Origin of the sequence: Streptomyces sp. NPDC088812, from assembly GCF_044750285.1 — a bacterium.
GTDB lineage: Bacteria > Actinomycetota > Actinomycetes > Streptomycetales > Streptomycetaceae > Streptomyces.
Genome location: NZ_JBIVJP010000003.1, coordinates 232854 through 257265, shown reverse-complemented (window position 1 = coordinate 257265; position 24412 = coordinate 232854). Strand labels below are relative to the sequence as shown.

21 protein-coding genes and 1 tRNA gene are annotated in these 24412 nt (G+C 70.3%); 15 read left to right on the top strand and 7 right to left on the bottom strand.

All coding sequences use genetic code 11. From position 1 onward, the window contains the following. Positions 1–10: 10 nt before the first annotated feature. Together ACIP67_RS07315 and ACIP67_RS07310 are read right to left on the bottom strand one after the other, a co-directional pair. On the bottom strand, positions 11–349 hold the full coding sequence (locus tag ACIP67_RS07315; RefSeq protein ID WP_401688687.1) for a hypothetical protein: 339 nt from the start codon (positions 347–349) through the stop codon (positions 11–13). Beyond that, positions 346–936, bottom strand: a complete 591-nt coding sequence (locus ACIP67_RS07310; RefSeq protein ID WP_401688684.1) for a DUF6232 family protein — start codon at positions 934–936, stop codon at positions 346–348. The genes ACIP67_RS07315 and ACIP67_RS07310 overlap by 4 nt, the downstream gene beginning before the upstream one ends. A gap of 246 nt (positions 937–1182) precedes the next feature. Here ACIP67_RS07310 and ACIP67_RS07305 point away from each other — a divergent pair, with 246 nt between their 5' ends. From ACIP67_RS07305 to ACIP67_RS07280, 6 genes are all read left to right on the top strand, one after another. Then, on the top strand, positions 1183–2232 hold the full coding sequence (locus ACIP67_RS07305) for an ABC transporter substrate-binding protein (RefSeq protein ID WP_401688681.1): 1050 nt from the start codon (positions 1183–1185) through the stop codon (positions 2230–2232). A 148-nt stretch (positions 2233–2380) separates the two neighbouring features. After that, complete coding sequence (locus tag ACIP67_RS07300) at positions 2381–3298, top strand: siderophore-interacting protein (protein ID WP_401688679.1); 918 nt, start codon at positions 2381–2383, stop codon at positions 3296–3298. Between the two features lie 172 nt (positions 3299–3470). Continuing rightward, complete coding sequence (gene desA / locus ACIP67_RS07295; protein WP_401688676.1) at positions 3471–4913, top strand: lysine decarboxylase DesA; 1443 nt, start codon at positions 3471–3473, stop codon at positions 4911–4913. After that, positions 4897–6183 carry a lysine N(6)-hydroxylase/L-ornithine N(5)-oxygenase family protein gene (locus ACIP67_RS07290; RefSeq protein ID WP_401688673.1) on the top strand — a complete coding sequence of 429 codons (1287 nt, stop codon included), beginning with the start codon at positions 4897–4899 and terminating at the stop codon, positions 6181–6183. Before desA ends, ACIP67_RS07290 begins: the two co-directional genes overlap by 17 nt. Continuing rightward, the gene (locus ACIP67_RS07285; RefSeq protein WP_401688670.1) at positions 6180–6731 is read left to right on the top strand and encodes a GNAT family N-acetyltransferase; all 552 of its coding nucleotides are present in this window, start codon (positions 6180–6182) and stop codon (positions 6729–6731) included. Before ACIP67_RS07290 ends, ACIP67_RS07285 begins: the two co-directional genes overlap by 4 nt. Further along, entirely contained in the window at positions 6728–8497 is a 1770-nt protein-coding gene (locus ACIP67_RS07280; protein WP_401688667.1) for an IucA/IucC family protein, read from the top strand. Before ACIP67_RS07285 ends, ACIP67_RS07280 begins: the two co-directional genes overlap by 4 nt. A 55-nt stretch (positions 8498–8552) precedes the next feature. Here ACIP67_RS07280 and ACIP67_RS07275 read toward each other — a convergent pair whose 3' ends face one another. Then, on the bottom strand, positions 8553–10115 hold the full coding sequence (locus ACIP67_RS07275; RefSeq protein WP_401688664.1) for a purple acid phosphatase family protein: 1563 nt from the start codon (positions 10113–10115) through the stop codon (positions 8553–8555). Positions 10116–10301: 186 nt separating this feature from the next. On the opposite strand from ACIP67_RS07275, the gene ACIP67_RS07270 reads away from it, so the two are divergent. Next, the gene (locus ACIP67_RS07270; protein ID WP_389512878.1) at positions 10302–10559 is read left to right on the top strand and encodes a hypothetical protein; all 258 of its coding nucleotides are present in this window, start codon (positions 10302–10304) and stop codon (positions 10557–10559) included. A gap of 76 nt (positions 10560–10635) precedes the next feature. Then, positions 10636–12453 (top strand): glutamine--fructose-6-phosphate transaminase (isomerizing), encoded by a 1818-nt coding sequence (gene glmS, locus ACIP67_RS07265; protein WP_401688662.1) that lies wholly within the window; start codon positions 10636–10638, stop codon positions 12451–12453. 123 nt (positions 12454–12576) lie between these two features. Here glmS and ACIP67_RS07260 read toward each other — a convergent pair whose 3' ends face one another. Next, on the bottom strand, positions 12577–13140 hold the full coding sequence (locus tag ACIP67_RS07260) for a GPR1/FUN34/YaaH family transporter (RefSeq protein ID WP_401688659.1): 564 nt from the start codon (positions 13138–13140) through the stop codon (positions 12577–12579). A 167-nt stretch (positions 13141–13307) separates the two neighbouring features. Next, positions 13308–13835, bottom strand: a complete 528-nt coding sequence (locus ACIP67_RS07255; protein WP_401688656.1) for a universal stress protein — start codon at positions 13833–13835, stop codon at positions 13308–13310. Between the two features lie 1173 nt (positions 13836–15008). On the opposite strand from ACIP67_RS07255, the gene ACIP67_RS07250 reads away from it, so the two are divergent. The 3 genes from ACIP67_RS07250 to ACIP67_RS07240 all read left to right on the top strand — a co-directional run bounded on the left by ACIP67_RS07250 (position 15009) and on the right by ACIP67_RS07240 (position 17424). Next, on the top strand, positions 15009–16280 hold the full coding sequence (locus ACIP67_RS07250; protein ID WP_401688653.1) for a helix-turn-helix domain-containing protein: 1272 nt from the start codon (positions 15009–15011) through the stop codon (positions 16278–16280). Between the two features lie 362 nt (positions 16281–16642). Continuing rightward, the gene (gene orn, locus ACIP67_RS07245; protein WP_389512727.1) at positions 16643–17245 is read left to right on the top strand and encodes an oligoribonuclease; all 603 of its coding nucleotides are present in this window, start codon (positions 16643–16645) and stop codon (positions 17243–17245) included. A gap of 106 nt (positions 17246–17351) precedes the next feature. Further along, positions 17352–17424 (top strand) — tRNA-His (locus ACIP67_RS07240). Positions 17425–17619: 195 nt separating this feature from the next. Here the strand turns inward: ACIP67_RS07240 and ACIP67_RS07235 are convergent. Beyond that, positions 17620–18675 carry a LacI family DNA-binding transcriptional regulator gene (locus ACIP67_RS07235; protein WP_401688649.1) on the bottom strand — a complete coding sequence of 352 codons (1056 nt, stop codon included), beginning with the start codon at positions 18673–18675 and terminating at the stop codon, positions 17620–17622. Positions 18676–19134: 459 nt separating this feature from the next. Here ACIP67_RS07235 and ACIP67_RS07230 point away from each other — a divergent pair, with 459 nt between their 5' ends. The 4 genes from ACIP67_RS07230 to ACIP67_RS07215 all read left to right on the top strand — a co-directional run bounded on the left by ACIP67_RS07230 (position 19135) and on the right by ACIP67_RS07215 (position 23971). Further along, entirely contained in the window at positions 19135–20463 is a 1329-nt protein-coding gene (locus ACIP67_RS07230) for an ABC transporter substrate-binding protein (RefSeq protein WP_401688646.1), read from the top strand. 5 nt (positions 20464–20468) lie between these two features. After that, positions 20469–21485, top strand: a complete 1017-nt coding sequence (locus ACIP67_RS07225; protein WP_401688643.1) for a carbohydrate ABC transporter permease — start codon at positions 20469–20471, stop codon at positions 21483–21485. Between the two features lie 10 nt (positions 21486–21495). Continuing rightward, positions 21496–22398, top strand: coding sequence for a carbohydrate ABC transporter permease (locus ACIP67_RS07220; protein ID WP_401688640.1), 903 nt, complete (start codon positions 21496–21498; stop codon positions 22396–22398). Positions 22399–22534: 136 nt separating this feature from the next. Beyond that, a complete protein-coding gene (locus ACIP67_RS07215; protein ID WP_401688638.1) occupies positions 22535–23971 on the top strand; it encodes a GH1 family beta-glucosidase in 1437 nt (478 codons plus the stop codon). A 72-nt stretch (positions 23972–24043) separates the two neighbouring features. On the opposite strand, the gene ACIP67_RS07210 is transcribed toward ACIP67_RS07215, so the two are convergent. Then, on the bottom strand, positions 24044–24283 hold the full coding sequence (locus ACIP67_RS07210; RefSeq protein WP_401688635.1) for a hypothetical protein: 240 nt from the start codon (positions 24281–24283) through the stop codon (positions 24044–24046). Positions 24284–24412: the final 129 nt, after the last annotated feature.

Genomic DNA, 24412 nt, shown 5'->3' with positions numbered 1-24412 from the left:
ACGACGGAACCTAACCCCCCAGCAGCCCCCGCACCCCCTCGATCAGGTCCAGCACCGGCGTCGCCGCCGCCCCGAGGGCCGCGACGACGCCGGAGAGGGCGACGAGGGCCGCGCGCCGGTCCTCGGGGGTGCGGGCGGGGTCGGCGAGGACGGGCAGGTTGTCGTCGACCGTCCGCGCCTCCCCGGGGCCGAGGTGCGCGCGCAGCTCCTGGAGCTGTCTGCGCAGTTCCTCGATCGCCTGGTCGGCCGCGGTCGCCCCGCCCAGCTTGACGATGCCCTGGTTGCCCGTGCCGCCGACCATGTTGACGTTGTCGCCGGGGCCGCTGTGGTGGAAGTTGAAGGTGTTCACTTTTTCACGACCCCCGTGTTGAACAGTCCGCCGTACATGTTCACGTTGTCCCCGAAGTGGTAGTTCTTCGGGTTGACCAGCAGCCGCTCGACCCGCACCTGGAACTCGGCGCCCGGGTTCTCGATGGAGTGGACGATGTACTGGACCAGCTGGCGCAGTTGCTCCGGGTTGGGCAGCGTCACCAGCGCGGTGGACGCGCTGCTCGTCTCGACGGCCAGCACGTGTTCGGCGGGCGCCGTCCACACCTTCAGCATCCGCAGGAACAGCCAGGTGACGACCACGACGCCCAGGATCCACAGGCCCTGTTCACTGTCGTCCCGGCTGCTGTACGAGGAGGCGCTCCGGTTGACCGCCCGGAGGACGGCGAGCGCCACCACGACGACGGCCGTCCACTTCAGGAAGTCGCTGAGCGCCTCCATCCGCTTCGGCTTGAGCACGAAGGTGTGCACGCGGGTGATGTTGTGCAGCGGGTAGGCGGCCTCGCCGACCCACAGCAGCCGTCTGCTGACCTTCAGGTCGACGCCGGTCCTGCCACGCGGAGGCGGTGGTACCGGCAGCGACGAACCGAGCGTTCCCTGGGTCTCCACCAGTCCCCCCGTCGCATGTGCACCGGCGCGCACATGAGGACCATTTAGCACCCGGGGGCGGCTCAGCGAGAGGCTGTTTACGGTCAACTACCCGAGAACTCGGACACTTTGGCCGAAGGGGGACTCGAAACACGCTTCCCCCAAGATGTGGATCACACCACCACACCTCTGGACAAGACCTGAGGTTAGGCTAACCTACCTTCGAATTGTCAGGCGGTATCCGCACGTTCGAAAGCAGCCACACTCATGCCCAACGCCAGAGCCACCCACCTCACCCGCCGCGGCATCCTCGCCGCCGGCGGCGCCCTCGGCCTCGGTGCCGTTCTCGCGGCCTGCGGCGACGACGACGCGAGCAGCGGTGGCTCGGACGCGTCGGCGAACGCCTCCGCCAAGTCCGGCGCCTGGACGTTCAAGGACGACCGCGGCACCACGGTGAAGCTCGACAAGATCCCCGCGAACATCGTCGCGTTCACGGGTGTCGCCGCCGCGCTGTACGACTACGGCATCCAGGTCAAGGGCGTCTTCGGCCCGACCAAGACCGCCGACGGCAAGGCCGACGTCCAGGCCGGCGACATGGACATCACCAAGGTGGAGATCCTCGGCAACGTCTGGGACGAGTTCAACGTCGAGAAGTACGCGGCGCTCGCCCCCGAGGTCCTGATCTCCACCATGTTCGACGACGCCGGCACCCTCTGGTACGTCCCCGAGGCCTCCAAGGACAAGATCGCCAAGCTCGCCCCGAGCGTCGGCGTCTCCGTCTACGACCGCCAGCTCACCGCTCCGCTGGAGCGCATGTGGGAGCTGGCCGAGTCGCTGGGCGCGGACATGACGGCGTCCGAGGTCACCGACGCCAAGACCCGGTTCGAGACGGCCGCCACCCGGCTGCGCGCGGCCGCCAAGGCCAAGCCCGACATCAAGGTGCTCGCCGGTTCCGCGAGCGACCAGATCTTCTACGTCTCGGGCACCAACCTCTCCATCGACCTGGAGTACTTCAAGGCCCTCGGCGTGAACTTCGTCGAGCCGCCGGAGAGCGCCAAGTCCGAGGGCGGCGGCTGGTACGAGTCGCTGAGCTGGGAGAACGTCGACAAGTACGCGGCGGACATCATCATGCTGGACGACCGCTCCTCGGCCCTCCAGGCCTCCGCGATCACCAAGGCGACGTGGAAGCAGCTCCCCGCCGTGAAGGCGAACCAGATCATCTCCCGTTCGCCCGAGCCGATCCTGTCGTACGACAAGTGCGTGCCGCTGCTGGAGACCCTCGCCGAGGCTCTCGAGAACGCGAAGAAGGTCGCCTGACCCCCCGAGGGCGCTGAGGGGCCGCCGGCCGGCCGCGGTCCGGCCGCCCCGCGGGCGTCGACGGGAGTTCGACGACAGGACCCGGCCGCGGGGCGGCACCGCCCCGCGCCCCTGAGCCGGCCCCCTCCCCCACGCCCCAGGAGCCCCCATGACCACGGCCGTAGCCGCCCCGTTCCGCTTCTTCTCCCTCCAGGTCGTGACGACGAGGCGGCTCGGTCCGTCCCTGGTCCGGGTGAGCTTCGCCGGGGAGGACCTGAGGCACTTCCTCTCCGACGGGCAGGACCAGTCGCTGTCGCTGTTCCTGCCGCACCCGGGGCAGCGCGAGCCGCAGATCCCCCACGAGCTCGGCTGGGAGCCCCCTCGCTCGGGCGAAGCCGGGAGCGGGCGGGGCTGGTGGCAGGCCTGGCGCGAACTCCCCGCCGACGTACGGGCGGTGATGCGTTCGTACACGCTGCGCTCGCTGCGCCGTGACGCGCTGGGCCGGACCACCGGGATCGACATCGACTTCGTGCTGCACACTCCGGCCGGTCCGGCCTCCGCCTGGGCCGCCCGGGCGGTGGCCGGGGACCGGGTCGTGCTGCTGGGGCCGGCCGTCGCCGACAACCGCGCCATCCGCTTCCGCCCGCCGGCGGACACCGATCTGGTGCTGCTGTGGGGCGACGAGACGGCCCTTCCGGCGATCTCGTCGATCCTGGAGTCACTGCCGGCCGGCCTGCGCGTGCGGGCGTGGCTGGAGGTGCGGGACGCCGGGGACGTCCAGGACCTGATGACCCTCGCGGACGCCGAGATCACCTGGCTCGTCCGCGAGGACGGCCGCGACGGGCCCGGCGAGGACGGCCGCGAGGGACCCGGTGAGGACGGCGCCCCCGTCGCCCTGGGCGTCCTGCGGGATGCCGAACTCCCGCCCGCGGGGGCCCCGTACGCCTGGATCGCGGGCGAGTCGTCCTGTGTGAAGCAGCTGCGCCGGCATCTCGTCGGCGAGCGCGGCATGGACCGGCACCGGGTCACCTTCGTCGGCTACTGGCGGCAGGGACTGACGGAGGAACAGCTGCGCGAGCAGAGGTGACGACCACCGCGATCCCACCGGCCCGCGACCACCGAGTGCAAACGTGATCACTGTCACCGTCACGGCTGGATTGCGATCACATTACTTAGGTTAGGCTAACCTAAGTTGAACCTGAGGTTCCGCCCCTGAGTCCGTAACCGCAGCGGACCGTCCCCATCGGAGGACCCCCACCATGCGCTCGCACCTGCTCAACGACACCACCGCGGAGCAATACCGCCGCTCCGTGACCGAAGGAGTCGAGCGGGTGGCCGCCAAACTCGCCGCCACCGACCGTCCGTTCACCGGCGTCACGGTCGACGCCCTCGCCCCCCGCATCGAGGAGATCGACCTCGACAAGCCGCTGTACGACACGGCGGCGGTCCTGGACGAGCTGGAGGACGTCTACCTCCGCGACGCCATCTACTTCCACCACCCCCGCTACCTCGCCCACCTCAACTGCCCGGTCGTCATCCCGGCCGTGCTCGGCGAGGCGGTGCTCTCCGCCGTCAACTCCTCCCTCGACACCTGGGACCAGTCGGCCGGCGGCACGCTCATCGAGCGCAAACTGATCGACTGGACGGCCGCCCGCATCGGCCTCGGCGCCTTGGCCGACGGCGTGTTCACCTCCGGCGGCAGCCAGTCCAACCTCCAGGCGCTGCTGCTCGCCCGCGACGAGACCAAGAGCGACTCCCTGGCGAAACTGCGCATCTTCGCCTCCGAGGTCAGCCACTTCAGCGTGAAGAAGTCGGCGAAACTCCTCGGCCTCGGCCAGGACGCCGTGGTGACCATCCCCGTCGACCACGACAAGCGCATGCAGACCGTCGCCCTCGCCCACGAGCTGGAGCGCTGCGCACGCAACGGCCTGATCCCCATGGCCGTCGTCGCCACGGCGGGCACCACCGACTTCGGCTCCATCGACCCGCTGCCCGAGATCGCCGAGCTGTGCGCCCAGTACGGCGTGTGGATGCACGTCGACGCCGCCTACGGCTGCGGACTGCTCGCCTCGGTGAAGTACCGCGACCGCATCGACGGCATCGAGCGCGCCGACTCCGTCACCGTGGACTACCACAAGTCCTTCTTCCAGCCCGTGAGTTCCTCCGCCGTGCTGGTCAGGGACGCGTCCACGCTGCGCCACGCCACCTACCACGCCGAGTACCTGAACCCGCGCCGGATGGTGCAGGAACGTATCCCCAACCAGGTGGACAAGTCCCTCCAGACCACCCGCCGCTTCGACGCGCTGAAGCTGTGGATGACCCTGCGCGTGATGGGCGCCGACGGCATCGGGCAGCTCTTCGACGAGGTGTGCGACCTCGCGGTCGAGGGCTGGCAGCTGCTGGCCGCCGACCCGCGCTTCGACGTCGTCGTCCAGCCGACGCTGTCCACCCTGGTCTTCCGCTACATCCCGCAGGCCGTCACCGACCCGGCCGAGATCGACCGCGCCAACCTCTACGCCCGCAAGGCCCTGTTCGCCTCCGGTGACGCGGTCGTCGCCGGCACCAAGGTCGGCGCCCGCCAGTACCTGAAGTTCACCCTGCTCAACCCCGAGACCACGCCGGCCGACATCGCCGCCGTCCTCGACCTGATCGCCGGCCACGCCGAGCAGTACCTGGGAGAGTCCCTTGACCGCGCTTCCTGAGACCACCGACACCACGAAAGACGCCTACGACGTCGTGGGCATCGGGCTCGGCCCCTTCAACCTCGGCCTGGCCTGTCTGACCGAACCGATCGAGGAGCTCGACGCCGTCTTCCTGGAGTCCAAGCCGGACTTCGAGTGGCACGCCGGCATGTTCCTCGAGGGCGCCCACCTCCAGACCCCGTTCATGTCGGACCTGGTCACCCTCGCCGACCCCACGTCGCCGTACTCCTTCCTCAACTACCTGAAGGAGAAGGGCCGGCTGTACTCGTTCTACATCCGGGAGAACTTCTACCCGCTGCGCGTCGAGTACGACGACTACTGCCGCTGGGCCGCGAACAAACTGAGCAGCGTCCGCTTCTCCACGACGGTCGCCGAGGTGACCTACGAGGACGAGCTCTACTCCGTGCGCACCACCGCCGGCGACGTCTACCGCGCCCGGCACCTGGTCCTGGGCACCGGCACCTCGCCGCACGTCCCGCAGGCCTGCCAGGGCCTGGGCGGCGACTTCTTCCACAACTCCCGCTACGTGCAGAACAAGGCGGAGCTCCAGCGGAAGCGGTCGATCACGATCGTCGGCTCCGGCCAGTCCGCCGCCGAGATCTACTACGACCTCCTCGCCGAGATCGACGTCCACGGCTACCGGCTGAACTGGGTCACCCGCTCCCCGCGCTTCTTCCCGCTGGAGTACACCAAGCTCACGCTGGAGATGACCTCGCCGGAGTACATCGACTACTTCCGCGCGCTGCCGGAGGCCACCCGCTACCGGCTCACAGCGGAGCAGAAAGGTCTCTTCAAGGGCATCGACGGCGATCTGATCAACGAGATCTTCGACCTGCTGTACCAGAAGAACCTCGGCGGTCCGGTCCCCACCCGCCTGCTCACCAACTCGTCCCTGAACGGCGCCACGTACGACAACGGCTCCTACACCCTGTCCTTCCGCCAGGAGGAGCAGGAGAAGGACTACGAGCTGGTCTCCGAGGGCCTGGTCCTGGCCACCGGCTACCACTACGCCGAGCCCGAGTTCCTCGCACCGGTCCGCGACCGGCTGCGCTACGACTCCCGGGGCAACTTCGACGTCGCCCGCAACTACGCCATCGACACCACGGGCCGCGGTGTGTTCCTGCAGAACGCGGGCGTGCACACGCACAGCATCACCAGCCCCGACCTCGGCATGGGCGCCTACCGCAACAGCTGCATCATCCGTGAGCTGCTCGGCGGCGAGTACTACCCGGTCGAGAAGACGATCGCCTTCCAGGAGTTCGCCGTATGACCACCACCACGACCATCGGCCCCCTCACCCTGCGCCCCCTCGACCCGATCGAGGACGCCGAAGTGCTGCACGCCTGGGTCACCCACCCCAAGGCGGCCTTCTGGATGATGCAGGACGCGAAACTGGAGGACGTCGAGCGCGCGTACATGGAGATCGCGGCGGACGAGCACCACCACGCCCTGCTCGGCCTCCACGACGGCGAGCCGGCCTTCCTGATGGAGTACTACGACCCGGCCCACCGGGAGCTGGTCGGCCTGTACGAGCCGCGGCCGGGCGACGTCGGCATGCACTTCCTGGTCGCCCCCACCGACCGGCCCCTGCACGGCTTCACCCGCGCGGTGATCACCGCCGTGATGGCGCACCTGTTCGCCGACCCGGCGGTCGAGCGGGTCGTGGTCGAGCCGGACGTCTCCAACAAGGCCGTCCACGCCCTGAACGAGGCCGTCGGCTTCGTCCCCGAGCGGGAGATCCAAAAGCCGGAGAAGAAAGCGCTGCTGAGCTTCTGTACGCGGGAGCGGTTCACCGCCGCCACGGGGGTGAAGCCGTGAGCCTCGCCGACGCCGTGGCCCACCTCACCCCCGAACGCTGGGAGAAGGCCAACCGCCTCCTGGTCCGCAAAGCCCTCGCCGAGTTCGCCCACGAGCGGCTGATCACGCCCGAGCGGGACGGCGACGGGTACGTCGTGCGCAGCGACGACGGCCTGACGTCCTACCGCTTCACCGCCGTGCGCCGCGCCCTGGACCACTGGCAGGTCGACGCCGGCTCGATCACCCGTACCCGGGACGGCGCCGACCTGCCGGTCGCGGCGCTGGACTTCTTCATCGAGCTGCGCGCCGCGCTCGGGCTGAGCGACGAGATCCTGCCGGTCTACCTGGAGGAGATCTCCTCCACCCTCTCCGGCACCTGCTACAAGCTGACCAAACCGCAGGCGACCTCGGCGGAGCTCGCCCGCGCGGACTTCCAGGCGATCGAGACGGGGATGACCGAGGGCCACCCCTGCTTCGTCGCCAACAACGGGCGGCTCGGCTTCGGCATCCACGAGTACCTGTCGTACGCGCCGGAGACCGCGAGCCCGGTCCGTCTGGTGTGGCTGGCCGCGCACCGGTCGCGGGCGGCGTTCACGGCGGGCGTCGGCATCGCGTACGAGTCGTTCGTCCGGCAGGAGCTGGGCGAGGCGACGGTCGACCGGTTCGACGGCGTCCTGCGCGAGCAGGGCCTCGACCCGGCCGACTACCTCCTCATGCCCGTCCACCCCTGGCAGTGGTGGAACAAGCTGTCCGTCACCTTCGCCGCCGAGATCGCGCGGAGGAACCTGGTGTGCCTGGGCGAGGGCGACGACGAGTACCTGGCCCAGCAGTCCATCCGGACCTTCTTCAACACCTCGCACCCCGAGAAGCACTACGTGAAGACGGCCCTGTCCGTCCTCAACATGGGCTTCATGCGCGGCCTGTCGGCGGCGTACATGGAGGCGACCCCGGCGATCAACGACTGGCTGGCGCAGCTCATCGACAACGACCCGGTGCTGAAGTCGACGGGCCTGTCGATCATCCGGGAGCGGGCGGCCGTGGGCTACCGGCACCTGGAGTACGAGGCGGCGACGGACCGCTACTCGCCGTACCGCAAGATGCTGGCCGCGCTGTGGCGGGAGAGCCCGGTGCCCTCCCTGCGCGAGGGAGAGACGCTCGCGACGATGGCCTCGCTGGTCCACCTGGACCACGAGGGCAGGTCGGTGGCCGGCGCGCTGATCGAGCGGTCCGGCCAGTCCCCGACCCAGTGGCTGCGCGCCTACCTCCAGGCGTACTACACGCCCCTGCTGCACAGCTTCTACGCCTATGACCTGGTCTTCATGCCGCACGGCGAGAACACCATCCTGGTGCTGAAGGACGGGGCCGTGCAGCGGGCGGTGTACAAGGACATCGCCGAGGAGATCGCGGTCATGGACCCGGACGCGGTGCTGCCGCCGACGGTCGAGCGGCTGCGCGTGGAGGTCCCGGAGGACAAGAAACTCCTGTCGATCTTCACGGACGTCTTCGACTGCTTCTTCCGCTTCCTCGCGGCGAACCTGGCCGCCGAGGGAATCCTGGAGGAGGACGACTTCTGGCGCACGGTCGCCGAGGTCACCCGCGCGTACCAGGAGGCGACGCCCGAACTCGCCGACAAATTCCGGCAGTACGACATGTTCGCCCCCGAGTTCGCGCTGTCCTGCCTCAACCGGCTCCAGCTGCGCAACAACAAGCAGATGGTGGACCTGGCGGACCCGTCGGGCGCCCTCCAGCTGGTCGGCACGCTGAAGAACCCGATCGCGGGGTTCTGACAGGGACGGACGGGCGCCCCCGAGTACGGTCCTCGGGGGCGCCCGTCGTGCTGTGCTACTTGGCCCGGCGCGCCACCGTGAAGTGGTCCACCCGCTCGCCGGTCTCGGCGATGCCGCTCACGCTCAGGGTGGCGTAGCGGCCCTTCGCGGCGGGGGTGACGTCGACCCGCAGGAACGAGTAGTCGAGGTAGCGCACCCGCGACCAGGCGACGGTCTCGGTCTGCTTGCCGCCCTTCTGGACGACGTAGGAGGAGACGGCCTCGAGGTCCTTCTCGTGGCCCTCGTAGGACTGGTCGGCGCTGAAGGCGTACAGGCTGCGTCCGGCCGCACCCGCGGTGACGTAGACCACGCCCTCGGTCTCGGGGTAGGCGGTGCCGCCGATCGGCAGCTTCTTGACGACCTCGCCGCCCTTGAGGACGTCGGTGCGCTCGTAGACGTGGTTGTGGCCGTTGATCACGAGGTCGACGGTGTACTTCTCGAACAGCGGCACCCACTCCTGGCGCACGCCGCCCTCGGAGGCGTGGGCGGTGGAGGTGCAGTAGGCGCAGTGGTGGAAGAAGACGACGACGAAGTCGATGTCCTTCGCCGCCCGGTACTTCTTGAGCTGCGCCTCCAGCCAGGTGGTCTGGGTGCCGCCGGAGATGCCGAGGTTGGCCGGGATCTCGAAGGAGACGTCGTTGGCGTCGAGGGAGATGACCGCGGTGTTGCCGTGGACGAAGGAGTAGACGCCGGGGAGGTTCGCCTGGTCGGGGCCGTTGTCGGGGAGGACCCAGCGGGCCTCCTCGCCGCCGTAGCCGTTGGGCGAGTACCAGGCCTCCATGTCGTGGTTGCCGTACGCGACCATCCACGGGACCTGCTTGGCGACCGTCTCGGTCTGCGCCAGGAAGAGGTCCCAGGTGCGCGAGTCGTAGCCGGTGTCGGTGGTCTTGCCCGCGCCGGAGGGGTCGGCGTAGCAGATGTCGCCGGCGTGCAGGTGGAAGGCCGGGTTCTGGCCGAGGATCAGGCCGTCGTTGGCGAGGGCGTGGTAGCTGACGCCCTGGTCGCCGAAGGCGGTGAAGGTGAAGGGCTCGGCCTTGGCGGGGGCGGTGGTGAAGGTGCCGAGCGTGCCGAGCAGGTGCGGGGCGGCCGGGTCGAAGCCGGCGTGGCCGACGCCGTAGTAGTACGTACGGCCGGGCTGGAGGCGGGCCAGCTTGGCGTGGACGTAGTACTGGGTGTGGTCGCCGCTCGCGCCGACGCCGGCCGGGGTGTACAGCGTACGGATCTCGGCCTCGATCTTGCGGGAGAGGTCCCAGGGGTGGGCGCCGATACGGACGAACGGCTTGTCCACGGCGACCGGCACCTGCCAGGAGATCGTCATCTCCGTGCGCGCGTCGGCGCCGTAGGCGAGGTGGCGGCCGAAGGGGGCGACGAGGGCGCCGTCGACCTTCTCGGCGCTCGTGGCCGTGGCCGTCCGGGGGGCGGCCTGTGCGGTGGCGCCCGTCACGAACGCGCCACCGGTGACGGCGCCCAGGGTGACCGCGCCGCCCCGGATCATCGTGCGCCGGGAGAAGCGGGAGCGCAGGTACTCGTGCTGCTCGGCCATGTTCATGCGTCCGGCGAGCTGCTCGGGTACGCCCATGCGAGGAATGTCCATGGCGTCTGAAACTGGTCTCCTCGAGCAACGGGTCGCAGGCGCGGGGATGGACGGCTCAAGAACAGACCCTCATGAGAGTTTCAACGTTCGCCCAAAGATCATTAACAGGCGGTTGCCCGATTTCGGGCAGGAATCTTGCGAAAGCCGCCGCGGTACCCCAGGATCTACCGGGTGCACGACGAACTTGTAGATCATCTGACCCGCTCCTCCCCCCTGAACAGGGGCGAGGCGCTGCGGGTGATCCAGGACGTGCTCGCCTACTTCGACGAGACGACCGAGAACTACGTCCGTCGCCGCCACCGCGAACTCCAGACCCAGGGCCTGGTCAACGCGGAGATCTTCGAACGGATCGAGGCGGACCTGCACTACCGAGCGGTCGCCCCGCCCGAGCTCACGCTCCGGCAGCTGCGGCGCATCGTCTACGGCTGACGGCCGGCATCAGGGCCGCCACCACGGTCGGCATCACGGCCGGCACCATCCAACGGGACTTGAGGAATACGTATACATGTGCGGAATCGTCGGATACATCGGGAAGCGTGACGTCGCCCCCCTGCTCCTGGAGGGGCTCCAGCGCCTGGAGTACCGCGGCTACGACTCCGCGGGCATCGTCGTCACCTCCCCGAAGACGGCCGGCCTGAAGATGGTCAAGGCCAAGGGCCGCGTCCGTGACCTGGAGGCGAAGGTCCCGGCCCGCTTCAAGGGCACCACCGGCATCGCCCACACCCGCTGGGCCACCCACGGCGCCCCCTCCGACGTCAACGCCCACCCGCACATGTCCGCCGACCTCAAGGTCGCCGTCGTCCACAACGGCATCGTGGACAACGCCTCCGACCTGCGCCGCAAGCTGGAGGCGGACGGCGTCGAGTTCCTCTCCGAGACCGACACCGAGGTCCTCGTCCACCTGATCGCCCGCTCCGAGGCCGAGAAGCTGGAGGACAAGGTCCGCGAGGCGCTGCGCGTCGTCGAGGGCACCTACGGCATCGCCGTGATGCACGCCGACTTCTCCGACCGCATCGTCGTCGCCCGCAACGGCTCCCCGGTCGTCCTCGGCATCGGCGAGAAGGAGATGTTCGTCGCCTCCGACATAGCCGCCCTGGTCGCCCACACCCGTCAGATCGTCACGCTGGACGACGGCGAGATGGCCACCCTCAAGGCCGACGACTTCCGCACCTACACCACCGAGGGCACCCGCACCACCGCCGAGCCGACCCTCGTGGAGTGGGAGGCCGCCTCCTACGACATGGGCGGCCACGACACCTACATGCACAAGGAGATCCACGAGCAGGCCGACGCCGTGGACCGCGTGCTGCGCGGCCGCATCGACGACCGTTTCTCCACCGTGCACCTCGGCGGCCTCAACCTGGACGCCCGCGCGGCACGCCAGATCCGCCGCGTGAAGATCCTCGGCTGCGGCACCTCGTACCACGCGGGCATGATCGGCGCCCAGATGATCGAGGAGCTGGCCCGTATCCCCGCCGACGCCGAGCCCGCCTCCGAGTTCCGCTACCGCAACGCGGTCGTCGACCCCGACACCCTGTACATCGCCGTCTCGCAGTCCGGTGAGACCTACGACGTGCTGGCCGCCGTGCAGGAGCTCAAGCGCAAGGGCGCCCGGGTCCTCGGCGTGGTCAACGTGGTCGGCTCGGCGATCGCCCGCGAGGCCGACGGCGGCGTCTACGTGCACGCCGGCCCCGAGGTCTGCGTCGTCTCCACGAAGTGCTTCACCAACACCACGGTCGCCTTCGCGCTGCTCGCCCTGCACCTGGGCCGCACCCGCGACCTGTCCGTGCGCGACGGCAAGCGGATCATCGAGGGCCTGCGCAAGCTGCCCGCCCAGATCGCCGAGATCCTGAAGGGCGAGGAGGACATCAAGAAGCTGGCCGAGCAGTTCGCCGAGGCCCGCTCGATGCTCTTCATCGGCCGTGTCCGGGGCTACCCGGTGGCCCGTGAGGCCTCCCTGAAGCTCAAGGAGGTCTCCTACATCCACGCGGAGGCCTACCCGGCCTCCGAGCTCAAGCACGGCCCGCTGGCCCTGATCGAGCCGGCCCTGCCGACGGTCGCGATCGTCCCCGACGACGACCTGCTGGAGAAGAACCGCGCCGCCCTGGAGGAGATCAAGGCCCGCAGCGGCAGGATCCTCGCGGTCGCCCACCAGGAGCAGGAGAAGGCCGACCAGACGATCGTCGTCCCGAAGAACGAGGACGAGCTCGACCCGATCCTCATGGGCATCCCGCTCCAGCTGCTCGCCTACTACACGGCGAAGGCCCTGGGCCGGGACATCGACAAGCCGCGCAACCTCGCCAAGTCGGTGACGGTGGAGTAGGTCCACCGGTCCGACGCGGACTTCCGGCCGCCCGAACGTGAACGACCCCCGTGGGCCACCTCCACGGGGGTCGTTCCCTGTAGGGACCGGGGGGAGTCCGATCGCCCCGGCCCGCCGCTGCGATCAGCCGGTGGCCGTCACTCCCCGGCCGGCAGCGCGTCGGGGCAGTGCGGTCGGCCAGTGGGCCAGGGCCGCGGTCGCCGCGTACCAGGCGACCGCTCCCGCGGCGACGGCGAACCAGCCGCCGGCCCGGGCCGGAGCGCCGCTGTCCGCGAAGCGGGCGACGGCGAGCAGGACGAGGGCGACGGTGAGGAGCCCGTAGGCGGCCCGGCCGAGGGGATCGCCCCCGGCGGCGGTCAGGGAGAGCGCCACGAGGGCGAACAGGAGCAGGAAGAGTCCGGCGGCGTTGTCGGAGACCGGCGACCCGGCGGAGACCGCCCAGGTGAACCAGAGGGCGCCGAGGGCCGCGTAGGAGGTGCCGGTGACCGTGTCGCGGTCCCGGAAGGCGAAGAGGCCGGCGACGAACAGCGCGACGCCGCCGACGTAGTGGGCGAGGGGTACGGCGTCCGCCGCCGTCACGCCGTCGATCAGGTCGGTGTACCCGAGTCCGAGTGCCAACAGGGTGATGCCCAGGGCGAGTCGGCCGACGATCGTGGTGGTGCTTCCCGCAGAGACGTCGTTGTCCACGGCGGGCTCCCTTCATCCTTTGTGCAGTTGTGCGGTGAGCGTTATATGCCCTTCACAAGAGCACAAACACCTCTACGCGCGAGTAGGTTCACGTGTGCACAAAGGGGTTCCCCGGGGCGCCGCCGGCTCATCTCCCGCGGGAGGGCGGGGCGTTGCCGAGAGGGGCGTCACGGGATGACGACGACGGGCCGCTGCGCCCGCTTGGCGAGCCGCCCGGCGACCGAGCCGAAGATCCGCCCGACGATGCCGTGCGTGGAGCCGACGACGATCGCGTCGGCCTCGTACTCCCGCCCCACCTCTTCGAGTTCGTGGCAGATGTCGCCGCCGCGCTCGACCAGGATCCACGGCACCTCGGCGAGGTACTCGGCGCAGGCGAGCTCCAGGCCGAGCACCTCGGTGCGGTGGTCCGGCACGTCGACGAAGACCGGCGGCTCGCAGCCGGCCCACACCGTGGTGGGCAGCCGGTTGGCGACGTGCACGATGATCAGGCCCGCGCGGGAGCGATGGGCCATGCCGATGGCGTACGCGAGGGCGCGCTCACTGGAGGTGGAGCCGTCGAAGCCGACGACGACGCCGTGCTTGAAGGCGGGATCGCAGGTGTGGCGTGCCTCTTCCGCCGCCAGGGGATCGGCCGCCGTGGGGTCGGCGACCGGCCGCTTGCGGTCCGCGGGTTCGAAGAATTCGTGACCGGCCATGGCTGTCTCGGCGTATCGATCCTTAGACGAGGGGACGAGCTGGGGCGGCGGAGGTGTGTCCGGGAATCGTCTTCCCGACCCCATACCCCCAAGGGTACGGCGGCACGCCTCGTCGGCCCAGATCCCGCGCGTGGTCCGCTGGGGGTTCCAGGGAGCATGCACGAGGGGGCGCCCGTAACGCAATGGTTGCTGCCCCGTACAGGCGGTTTGCACAGGATTCATGTGTCCGCCGTTCACCGTGTGAGTGACCGACCGGGCCGGACAGGCGTTGAACGCGGTGACCATCGCCCAGGGAGGAGCCCGCCCCATGCCCTCGTCCCGCCCCTCCCCCGGGACCCGCCCCGGCGGTGACAGCACCACCGTCCTCATCCGCTGGGCGGCCTTCAGCTGCGTCCTGGTCCCGTCGGTCCTCCTCTGCTACGGCACCTCCCCGGCCGGCGCCGCCGGCGCCGCCCTCGGGCTCGCCGCCGTCACGGCCGTGTGCCGGGTGCTGCTGCGGCGGTCCGAGCGGTGCGCGGCGCGGGCGCCCGCGGACGAGCACGAGCACGAACCGCACGCTTCCCGCGCCCCGGGGACGCCGGGCGCCCTGCGAGGCGCGCGGGTCCCGTCGCCCGACGCCTCCTGCTCCGCATCAGGTGTCTCACAGGCGTCTCATGGATCACCGGCATCAGGCGTATCACCTGCCCCGCCGGGCACCCGGCGCCCGCACGCGGCCCCCGGGGGACGACGTCGGCGCGGTGGCACGGGGTCACACCGTGGCGGTCGTCACAACGGCGGAAGCTCACCGGTCGGCTGACCGGTTTTCACGCACGCGCCCGTATCTTTTCAGCCAACTTCCGGATACCGCGCATCCCTTGCCGCGACCACCCCCCACGCACCGTTCCACCTGCACGGAAAGGGCCTCGGAGCCCCTGTGCACCCTACGCAGATTGGCCACCGCCACGAGGCGCACTTCCCTGCGCCCCCCACGAGTGCAACCCTTCGTGATCGAATGCTTCACGCCAAGTTGCCATGTCGACAATGTGCCGGGTGCTGAACTGGCCACTCCCGCATCACACGACACAGTAGATTCGATCTTGACTGTCTACGGCGGGGGACTCGTGCAGGACCGAGGGGAAACGTGCAGGAGCGACACAACCGAGGAGCCGCGACCACCGAGGGGGGCTTAGCAGGATGAGCCACGACTCCACTGCCGCGCCGGAAGCCGCGGCCCGGAAGCTGTCCGGGCGACGCCGCAAGGAGATCGTCGCCGTGCTGCTGTTCAGCGGCGGCCCCATCTTCGAGAGTTCCATCCCGCTGTCGGTCTTCGGCATCGACCGCCAGGACGCCGGCGTACCGCGCTACCGCCTGCTGGTGTGCGGCGGCGAGGACGGTCCGCTGCGGACGACGGGAGGCCTGGAACTCACCGCGCCACACGGCCTGGAGGCGATCTCGCGGGCGGGCACGGTCGTCGTGCCGGCCTGGCGCTCGATCACCTCACCGCCGCCGGCGGAGGCGCTCGACGCGCTGCGCCGGGCGCACGAGGAGGGCGCCCGCATCGTGGGCCTGTGCACCGGCGCGTTCGTGCTGGCGGCTGCGGGCCTGCTGGACGGCCGTCCGGCCACCACGCACTGGATGTACGCACCGACGCTGGCCAAACGCTATCCGTCGGTGCACGTCGACCCCAGGGAGCTGTTCGTCGACGACGGCGACGTCCTGACGTCGGCGGGCACGGCTGCCGGGATCGACCTGTGCCTGCACATCGTGCGCACGGACCACGGCAACGAGGCGGCCGGCGCGCTCGCCCGGCGCCTGGTGGTCCCGCCGCGCCGCTCGGGCGGACAGGAACGCTACCTCGACCGGTCTTTACCCGAGGAGATCGGCGCCGACCCGCTCGCCGAGGTCGTCGCCTGGGCGCTGGAGCACCTCCACGAGCAGTTCGACGTGGAGACGCTCGCCGCGCGCGCCTACATGAGCCGGCGAACCTTCGACCGCCGCTTCCGGTCGCTGACCGGCAGCGCCCCGCTCCAGTGGCTGATCACCCAGCGGGTGCTCCAGGCCCAGCGGCTGCTGGAGACCTCGGACTACTCCGTCGACGAGGTCGCCGGCCGGTGCGGCTTCCGCTCGCCGGTGGCCCTGCGGGGACACTTCCGCCGGCAGCTGGGCTCCTCGCCGGCCGCCTACCGGGCGGCGTACCGGGCCCGCCGGCCACAGAGCGAGCGTCCGCCCGCCGACAGCGAGCCGACGGCGCCGGTCGCGGCACTCCCGGCCGGCGGACTGACGACGGGACCGGCCCTCCATCCCGAGCCCGGTGTGCCGCCCCAGGTGCGCAGGACGGCGGCGGGCGCGGCCGCGGGCTCCACCGCGTCGGCGTCCACCGGCGCCGGATCCGCCGGACCGGCGGAGCACCCGCGGGACTACGCGGGATCGCGGGCGGGGCTGCCGGGGCCGCGCAGCGGAATGTGAGACCGACGGGCGGGGGCGGCGGGGCGGACGACGCCCTCGCCGCCCCCGCTGCCGTGCCGTCCTGGCGGGAAAGCGGCCGGGAGGCGCCGTGAGGCGACCGGGAGGCGCCATGAGACGGCCGGGAGGCGCCATGAGACGGCCGGGAGGCGCCATGAGACGGCCGGGAGGCGCCATGAGGCGACCGGCAGCTGCCGTGAGACGGCCGGGAGGCGCCATGAGGCGACCGTAAGACGGCCGGGAGCCTCCGCGAGACGGCCGGGAGCCTCCGTGAGGCGACCGGGAGACGCCGTGAGGCGGTCCTCCCCTCGTCCGGGCAGAACCGGGGGCAGCCCATCGGGGGACGTCAGCCTTAGGGTGGTCGCATGAACGATCGCATGGTGTGGATCGACTGCGAGATGACCGGCCTCTCGCTGTCCGACGACGCGCTCATCGAGGTTGCCGCCCTCGTCACCGACTCCGAGCTGAACGTGCTCGGCGAAGGTGTGGACATTGTCATCCGGCCCCCCGACGCGGCGCTGGAGACGATGCCGGAGGTGGTGCGTCAGATGCACACCGCGTCCGGCCTGCTCGACGAACTCGCCGCCGGCACGACCCTGGCCGACGCCGAGGAGCAGGTGCTGGCGTACGTGCGGCAGCACGTGAAGGAGCCCGGCAAGGCCCCCCTGTGCGGGAACTCGGTCGGCACCGACCGCGGCTTCCTGCTGCGCGACATGCCGACGCTGGAGAACTACCTCCACTACCGGATCGTCGACGTCTCCAGCATCAAGGAGCTCGCCCGGCGCTGGTACCCGCGGGCCTACTTCAACAGCCCGGAGAAGAACGGCAACCACCGCGCCCTCGCCGACATCCGCGAATCCATCGCCGAGCTGCGCTACTACCGCGAGGCCGTCTTCGTCCCGCAGCCCGGCCCGGACTCGGAGACCGCCAAGGCCATCGCCGCGAAGCACGTCCTGCCCGCCCGGTAGACGGCCCGCGAACCGCCCCGGCGAAAGGCGTGCGCGAGCACCCCTTCGGACCCTGTACACTTTTTCTCGGCCGGTCGGTGAACCACCCAGTGAACCGCCGGTCATGGTGGGTGTAGCTCAGCTGGTAGAGCACCTGGTTGTGGTCCAGGATGCCGCGGGTTCGAGTCCCGTCACTCACCCTGAGTCATCGGCCGGTGACCTTCCGAGGAAGGTCACCGGCTGATGCGTTTCCGGCGTCCGCGGTGCAGCACCGCCGCCCCCACGCCCCTCTCCCATACCGGCACGCCGCTCTCCCGTACCGGCGGGCCGGGACGGCCGGGCTCGCCCGAAGGCGTCCGCCCGGCCGCCGACGGCCTCCGCCGCCACGACGGCGACTACGACGACGCCCGGTCCACCAGCTCCGTGGCCAGCACCACCTGACGCCGCTCCAACCCCCGCGACACCGCCGGACGACGATCCGCTATCTCCGTGAGCAGCAGGTCCAGCATCCTGCGGCCCATCTCCTCGATGGGCTGGCGGACACTGGTCAGCGGCGGGTCCATGTGACGGGCGATGGCGGAGTCGTCGTAGCCGACGAGGGCCACGTCCTCGGGGATGCGGCGGCCCGCCTCGCGCAGGACCTGGCGGGCACCGGCCGCCATGACGTCCGAACCGGCGAAGACCGCGTCCAGCGAGGGCGTACGGGCGAGCAGGTCGGCCATCGCGCGGCGGCCGCCCTCCTCGGTGAAGTCGCCCAGCTCGATCAGACCCTCGTCCACCTCGCACCCGGCGTCGCGCAGGGCGTCGCGGTAGCCGTCGACGCGGCGCTGGGCGCCGTACACGTCCAGCCGGCCGGTGATGTGGGCGATGCGGCGGCGGCCCCGGCCCAGCAGGTGCTCCACGGCGGAACGGGCGCCGCCGTAGTTGTCGGAGTCCACCGAGGGAAGCGTCTCCGCGGCGGAACGGGGGCCGCTGATCACGGCCGGGATCTCCAGCTGGGCGAGCAGGTCCGGCAGCGGGTCGTCCGCGTGGACCGAGACCAGCAGGACGCCGTCCACCCGGTGCGCCGCCAGGTACTGGGCCAGCCGCTGCCGTTCCCGGTCGCTGCCCGCGAAGATCAGCAGCAGCTGCATCTCCGTGTCGGAGAGTTCCGCGCCGACGCCCCGCAGCATGTCCGAGAAGTACGGCTCGGCGAAGAACCGCGTCTCCGGCTCGGGGACGACGAGGGCGATGGCGTCCGTCCGGTTGGCGGCGAGGGCGCGGGCGGCGGTGTTGGGGACGTAGCCGAGCTCGGCGACCGCCGCCTCCACGGCGGCGCGGGTCGCGTCGCTGACCCGGGGTGAGCCGTTGATCACCCGGGAGACCGTGCCCCGGCCCACACCGGCGCGTGCGGCCACCTCTTCGAGGGTCGGCCGGCCACCGCTCCGGCCCCGCGCTCCGTGGCTTGCCATGGGCTCCGCCTTCCCGCCGTTCGTCATCACGCTGGCCTGGAATCTAACAGTCCCCACTGTTCACACGGCCGGGCACCGCGTCCGCTCCCCCACGGGCGCGCACCGGAAGCCGCACGCCCACCGCCCCGGACGCCCGCACGCCCACGCGCCGGACGCCGTCCACCCGCGCCCGCCGTACGCCGTACGACCACCCCCGGGGGACCGCCGTCCCGGCCGAAAAGCATCGCTGTCCGGGAGTTAGCTAACAGCCGGATAACTGAACGCAACTCTCCGCACCCCCGCCCTTGACACCCCCGCTCGAACCGGCGACTCTTCAACACATCACCTGTGGGAGCGCTCCCACAGTACCTGACACATACACATCCCGCACGTTCCCCGCCCGAGCCGCAGCGAGAAACTAACGGGCCCAACAATGCAGTTGGCCGGGGGGTCGGCACGTCAGGGCAACAGGAGGACGTAATGCGAGCACGTACCCGAACCTCCCGTCGGGTGGTGGTCCTGGCGGCCGTCGCGACGCTGGGCGCCGGGCTGCTGGCCGGCTGTGCCGACGACGGCGGCGACGAGAACTCCAATGGTTCGTCGTCCGGAGACGGCAAGGGCAAGACCACGATCACGCTGGGACTCTTCGGCACGATGGGCTTCAAGGAGGCCGGGCTCTACGCGGAGTACGAGAAGCTCAACCCGAACATAAAGATCGCCGAGACGGTCATCGAGCGGAACGAGAACTACTACCCGCCGCTCCTCAACCACCTCACCACCAACAGCGGGCTGCAGGACGTGCAGGCCGTCGAGGTGGCCAACATCGCCGAGATCACGTCGACCCAGAGCGCCAAGCTCCAGGACCTGTCGAAGGTTTCGGGCGTGAAGGCGAGCAACTGGGTGGACTGGAAGTGGGCGCAGGCCACGACCAAGGACGGCAAGACGATCGGCCTCGGCACCGACATCGGCCCGATGGCCATCTGCTACCGCACGGACCTCTTCGAGCAGGCAGGTCTGCCCACCGACCCGGCGGAGGTCGGCAAGCTGTGGGCGGGCGACTGGAACAAGTTCGTGTCGGTCGGCGAGCAGTTCAAGGAGAAGGCGCCCGAGGGCGTGTACTTCATGGACTCCCCCGGTGGTCTGATCAATGCCGTTCTCAGCAGTGAGACGGAGAAGTTCTACGACTCCTCCGGCGAGGTCATCTACAAGACGAACCCGGCCGTCAAGGCCGCCTTCGACCTGACCGCGAAGGCCGCCGAGGAAGGCCTGGTGCAGTCCACGACGCAGTTCCAGGCGGCGTGGGACCAGACGATCGCGAACAGCAAGTTCGCCACGGTGGCGTGTCCGCCGTGGATGCTCGGCACCCTCAAGGGGAAGTCGAAGCCGGAGTCCGTCGGCAAGTGGGCCGTCGCGGTGGCCCCGAAGTCCGGCAACTGGGGCGGCTCCTTCCTCACCGTGCCCTCCAGCGGCAAGAACGTGAAGGAGGCCGAGAAGCTGGTCGCCTGGCTGACCGCGCCGGAGCAGCAGGCGAAGCTGTTCAAGGTGCAGGGCTCCTTCCCGAGCGCGCCGAGCGCGTACACGATGCCCGAGGTGACCGGCGCCAAGAACGAGATGACCGGTGACGCCCCCATCGGCACCATCTTCGCCGCGGCCGCGAAGGCCGCCCCGGAACAGGTGATCGGCCCGAAGGACCAGATCATCCAGCAGGGTCTGACCGACAACGGCGTCATCCTCGTGACGAAGGGCAAGTCGGCGGAGGAGGCCTGGAAGACGGCCACCAAGACCATCGACAACAGCCTGGACCAGTGACTCCTATGACCACCCGTCACGACAGTGCCGCGCCCCCCGTGAAGGAGGGGGGCGCGGCCCCGGGCCGCCCGCTACAGGGCGCCGCGCCCGCGGAGGCGGAGCAGCGCCGGCGCGCCCGGCTCTCCCGCCGCTGGCAGCGCGACATCCGCTGGAGCCCGTACGCCTTCGTCTCCCCGTTCTTCCTGCTGTTCCTCGCCTTCGGCATGTTCCCGCTGGTCTACACGGGCTGGGCGTCGCTGCACCAGGTGGAGATGACCGCGCCCACCGACATGACCTGGGTGGGGCTGCACAACTACACGCGGATCTTCGACGACGAGTTCTTCTGGAACGCGGCGGAGAACACGCTGACCATCGGCATCATCTCGACGGTGCCGCAGCTGCTGATGGCGATGGGGCTCGCCCACATCCTCAACTACAAGCTGCGCGCCTCGACCTTCTACCGGGTCGTGATGCTCGCGCCGTACGCGACGTCGATCGCGGCCGCCTCGCTCGTCTTCGTGCTGCTCTTCGGGCGCGACTACGGCATGGTCAACTGGGTGCTCGACCTGGTCGGGATCGACGCGGTCGACTGGCAGGAGGACAAGTGGCCGTCGCAGTTCGCGGTCTCCTCGATCATCATCTGGCGGTGGACCGGCTACAACGCGCTGATCTACCTGGCCGCGATGCAGGCGATCCCGCAGGATCTGTACGAGTCGGCGGCGCTGGACGGCGCGAGCCGCTGGAAGCAGTTCTTCCACGTGACGCTGCCGTCGCTGCGGCCGACGATCCTCTTCACGGTCGTCGTCTCGACGATCGGCGCCAGCCAGGTGTTCGGCGAGCCGCTGCTGTTCGACGCGAACAAGGGCTCGTCCGGTGGTGCGGAGCACCAGTTCCAGACGCTGGGCCTGTACCTGTACGAGCAGGGCTGGGTCAACCAGCACCTCGGCCGGGCCTCCGCGATCGCCTGGACGATGTTCCTGATCCTGATCGTGATCGGCATCGTCAACTACGTCATCTCGCGCCGGCTGCGCGCCAGTAGTTAGGAGTACGGCCGTGACGACGACACTGACCCCGCCGGACACGACCCCGCGGAAGTCCCCGGGCGGGCGGCGGCCCAGGTCGGCCCGCGCCGGCGGCACGCTGCACGCCGGGCCGGTCGCCTACCTGATCCTGGCGCTGTTCACCATCGGCTCGCTGTTCCCGCTGGTGTGGACGGCGATCGCCGCCTCCCGCGACAGCAACCGGCTGGCGCAGACGCCGCCACCGTTCTGGTTCGGCTCGAACCTCATGAACAATCTGGACCTGGCCTGGAACGACGCCAACCTCGGCACCGCCTTCGTCAACACGACGTTCGTGGCGGGGACGTCGGCCGTGACGATCGTCTTCCTCTCCACGATCGCCGGGTTCGCCTTCGCCAAGCTGCGCTTCAAGGGCCGCGGCGCGCTGATGCTGATCGTCATCGGCACGATGATGGTGCCGCCGCAGCTGAGCATCATCCCGCTGTACATGATGGTCGCCAAGCTGGAGTGGACCGACCAGCTCCAGTCGGTGATCCTGCCGTCGCTGGTGAGCGCCTTCGGGGTGTTCTTCATGCGGCAGTACCTGATCCAGGCGCTGCCGGACGAGATCATCGAGGCGGCCCGGGTGGACGGCGCGAGCAGCTGGCGCGTGGTGTGGCACGTGGTGTTCCCCGCGGCGCGTCCGGCGATGGCGGTGCTCGGCATGCTGATGTTCGTCCAGACGTGGAACGACTTCCTGTGGCCGTTCCTGGTGCTGAGCCAGACCGGCAACCCGACCGTGCAGGTGGCGGTCGCGGGCCTGGGCCGCGGGTTCACACCCGACCAGTCCCTGATCATGGCGGGGGCGCTGCTGGGCACGCTGCCGCTGCTGCTGGTCTTCGCGATCTTCGGCAAGCAGATCGTGGGCGGCATCATGCAGGGTGCCGTGAAGGGCTGACGCCCGCCGCCGATCCCAGCGACTTCCCGGGGGCCGGGTCAGCGCCGCCTCGGCCCCCTTTTTCTGCACCCGCACTTCTTCCCCCCATCCTCCGTCGGTCTCGACGACCTCGACGACCACCCATGGGAGCGCTTCCATGTCCGAGTCCGCACAGCCGGTCAACCCGGTGTCCTTCCCTTCCGCCTTCCTCTGGGGCGCCGCGACGTCCGCGTACCAGATCGAGGGGGCGGTGCGGGAGGACGGCCGCACCCCGTCGATCTGGGACACCTTCAGCCATACGCCGGGCAAGACCGCCGGCGGCGAGACCGGTGACATCGCTGTCGACCACTACCACCGCTACCGCGACGACGTGGCGCTGATGGCGGAGCTCGGCCTGTCGGCGTACCGCTTCTCCATCTCCTGGCCGCGGGTCCAGCCGACCGGCCGCGGTCCGGCGGTCCAGGTGGGCCTGGACTTCTACCGCCGCCTGGTCGACGAGCTGCTGTCGAAGGGCATCAAGCCGGCGGTCACCCTCTACCACTGGGACCTCCCGCAGGAGCTGGAGGACGCGGGCGGCTGGCCGGAGCGCGACACGGCGTACCGGTTCGCCGAGTACGCGCAGATCGTCGGGGAGGCGCTCGGCGACCGGGTGGAGCACTGGATGACGCTCAACGAGCCCTGGTGCAGCGCGTTCCTCGGTTACGCGTCCGGCGTGCACGCGCCGGGCCGCACGGACCCGGTGGCGTCCCTGCGGGCGGCCCACCACCTGAACCTGGCGCACGGGCTGGGCACGACGGCTCTCCGGTCGGTGATGCCGGCCCGCAACTCGGTCGGGATCAGCCTCAACTCGTCCGTGGTGCGGCCGCTGTCGCAGTCGCCGGGGGACCTGGTCGCGGCCCGGAAGATCGACGACCTCGCCAACGGCGTCTTCCACGGACCGCTGCTGCACGGCGCGTACCCGGAGACGCTCCTCGCCGCCACCTCCTCCCTCACCGACTGGTCGTACGTCCTCGACGGCGACCTGGCGGCGATCCACCAGCCGCTGGACGCGCTGGGCCTGAACTACTACACGCCCACCCTGGTCTCGGCGTCGGACGCCGACCCGAAGGGCCCGCGGTCGGACGGCCACGGCACCAGTGACCACAGCCCCTGGCCGGGCGCGGACGACGTCGCCTTCCACCAGACGCCGGGTGAGCGCACCGAGATGGGCTGGACGGTCGACCCGACCGGTCTGCACGAGCTGATCACGCGCTATGCGAAGGAGGCGCCCGGCCTGCCGCTCTACATCACGGAGAACGGCGCCGCCTACGACGACAAGCCCGACTCGGACGGCCGCGTCCACGACCCGGACCGCATCTCCTACCTGCACGGCCACCTCCGGGCCGTCCACCGCGCCATCACCGAGGGCGCGGACGTGCGGGGCTACTTCCTGTGGTCCCTGCTGGACAACTTCGAGTGGGCGTACGGCTACGAGAAGCGGTTCGGCGCGGTGTACGTCGACTACGCCACGCTCGCCCGTACGCCGAAGTCGAGCGCGCTGTGGTACGGCCAGGCGGCGAAGTCGGGCACGCTGCCGGCCCTCGAGACCGCCTGACGCGGGGGAACGGGGAAGGGGCGCGGCACGTCGTGGGAGCGTGCCGCGCCCCGCTGTCCCTGCGGGCGCGGGTTACGACTCGTCGAACAGCTCCTCGGCCGTCGACGCGGTCAGGGAGCGGTCGAGCCAGGTGCCCAGCATCTCCAGGTCCGTGCAGGAGGCGACCCGCTCCCGAGCGGCATCGGGGACCTCGATCCCGCGCACCTCGAGGACGCGGATGATGGCCTTGGCCTCACCCCGGGCCTCACCCTCGATGAAAGCTTCCTCGATGATGGTGCCGCTGCCGGGGAAACGGGGGGTGTACGTGGCCATCAGTTGCCTCCACAGTGCACGGGCCGGGTGTCGCTACGACTCGTCGAACAGCTCCTCGGCCGTCGACGCGGTCAGGGAGCGGTCGAGCCAGGTGCCCAGCATCTCCAGGTCCGTGCAGGAGGCGACCCG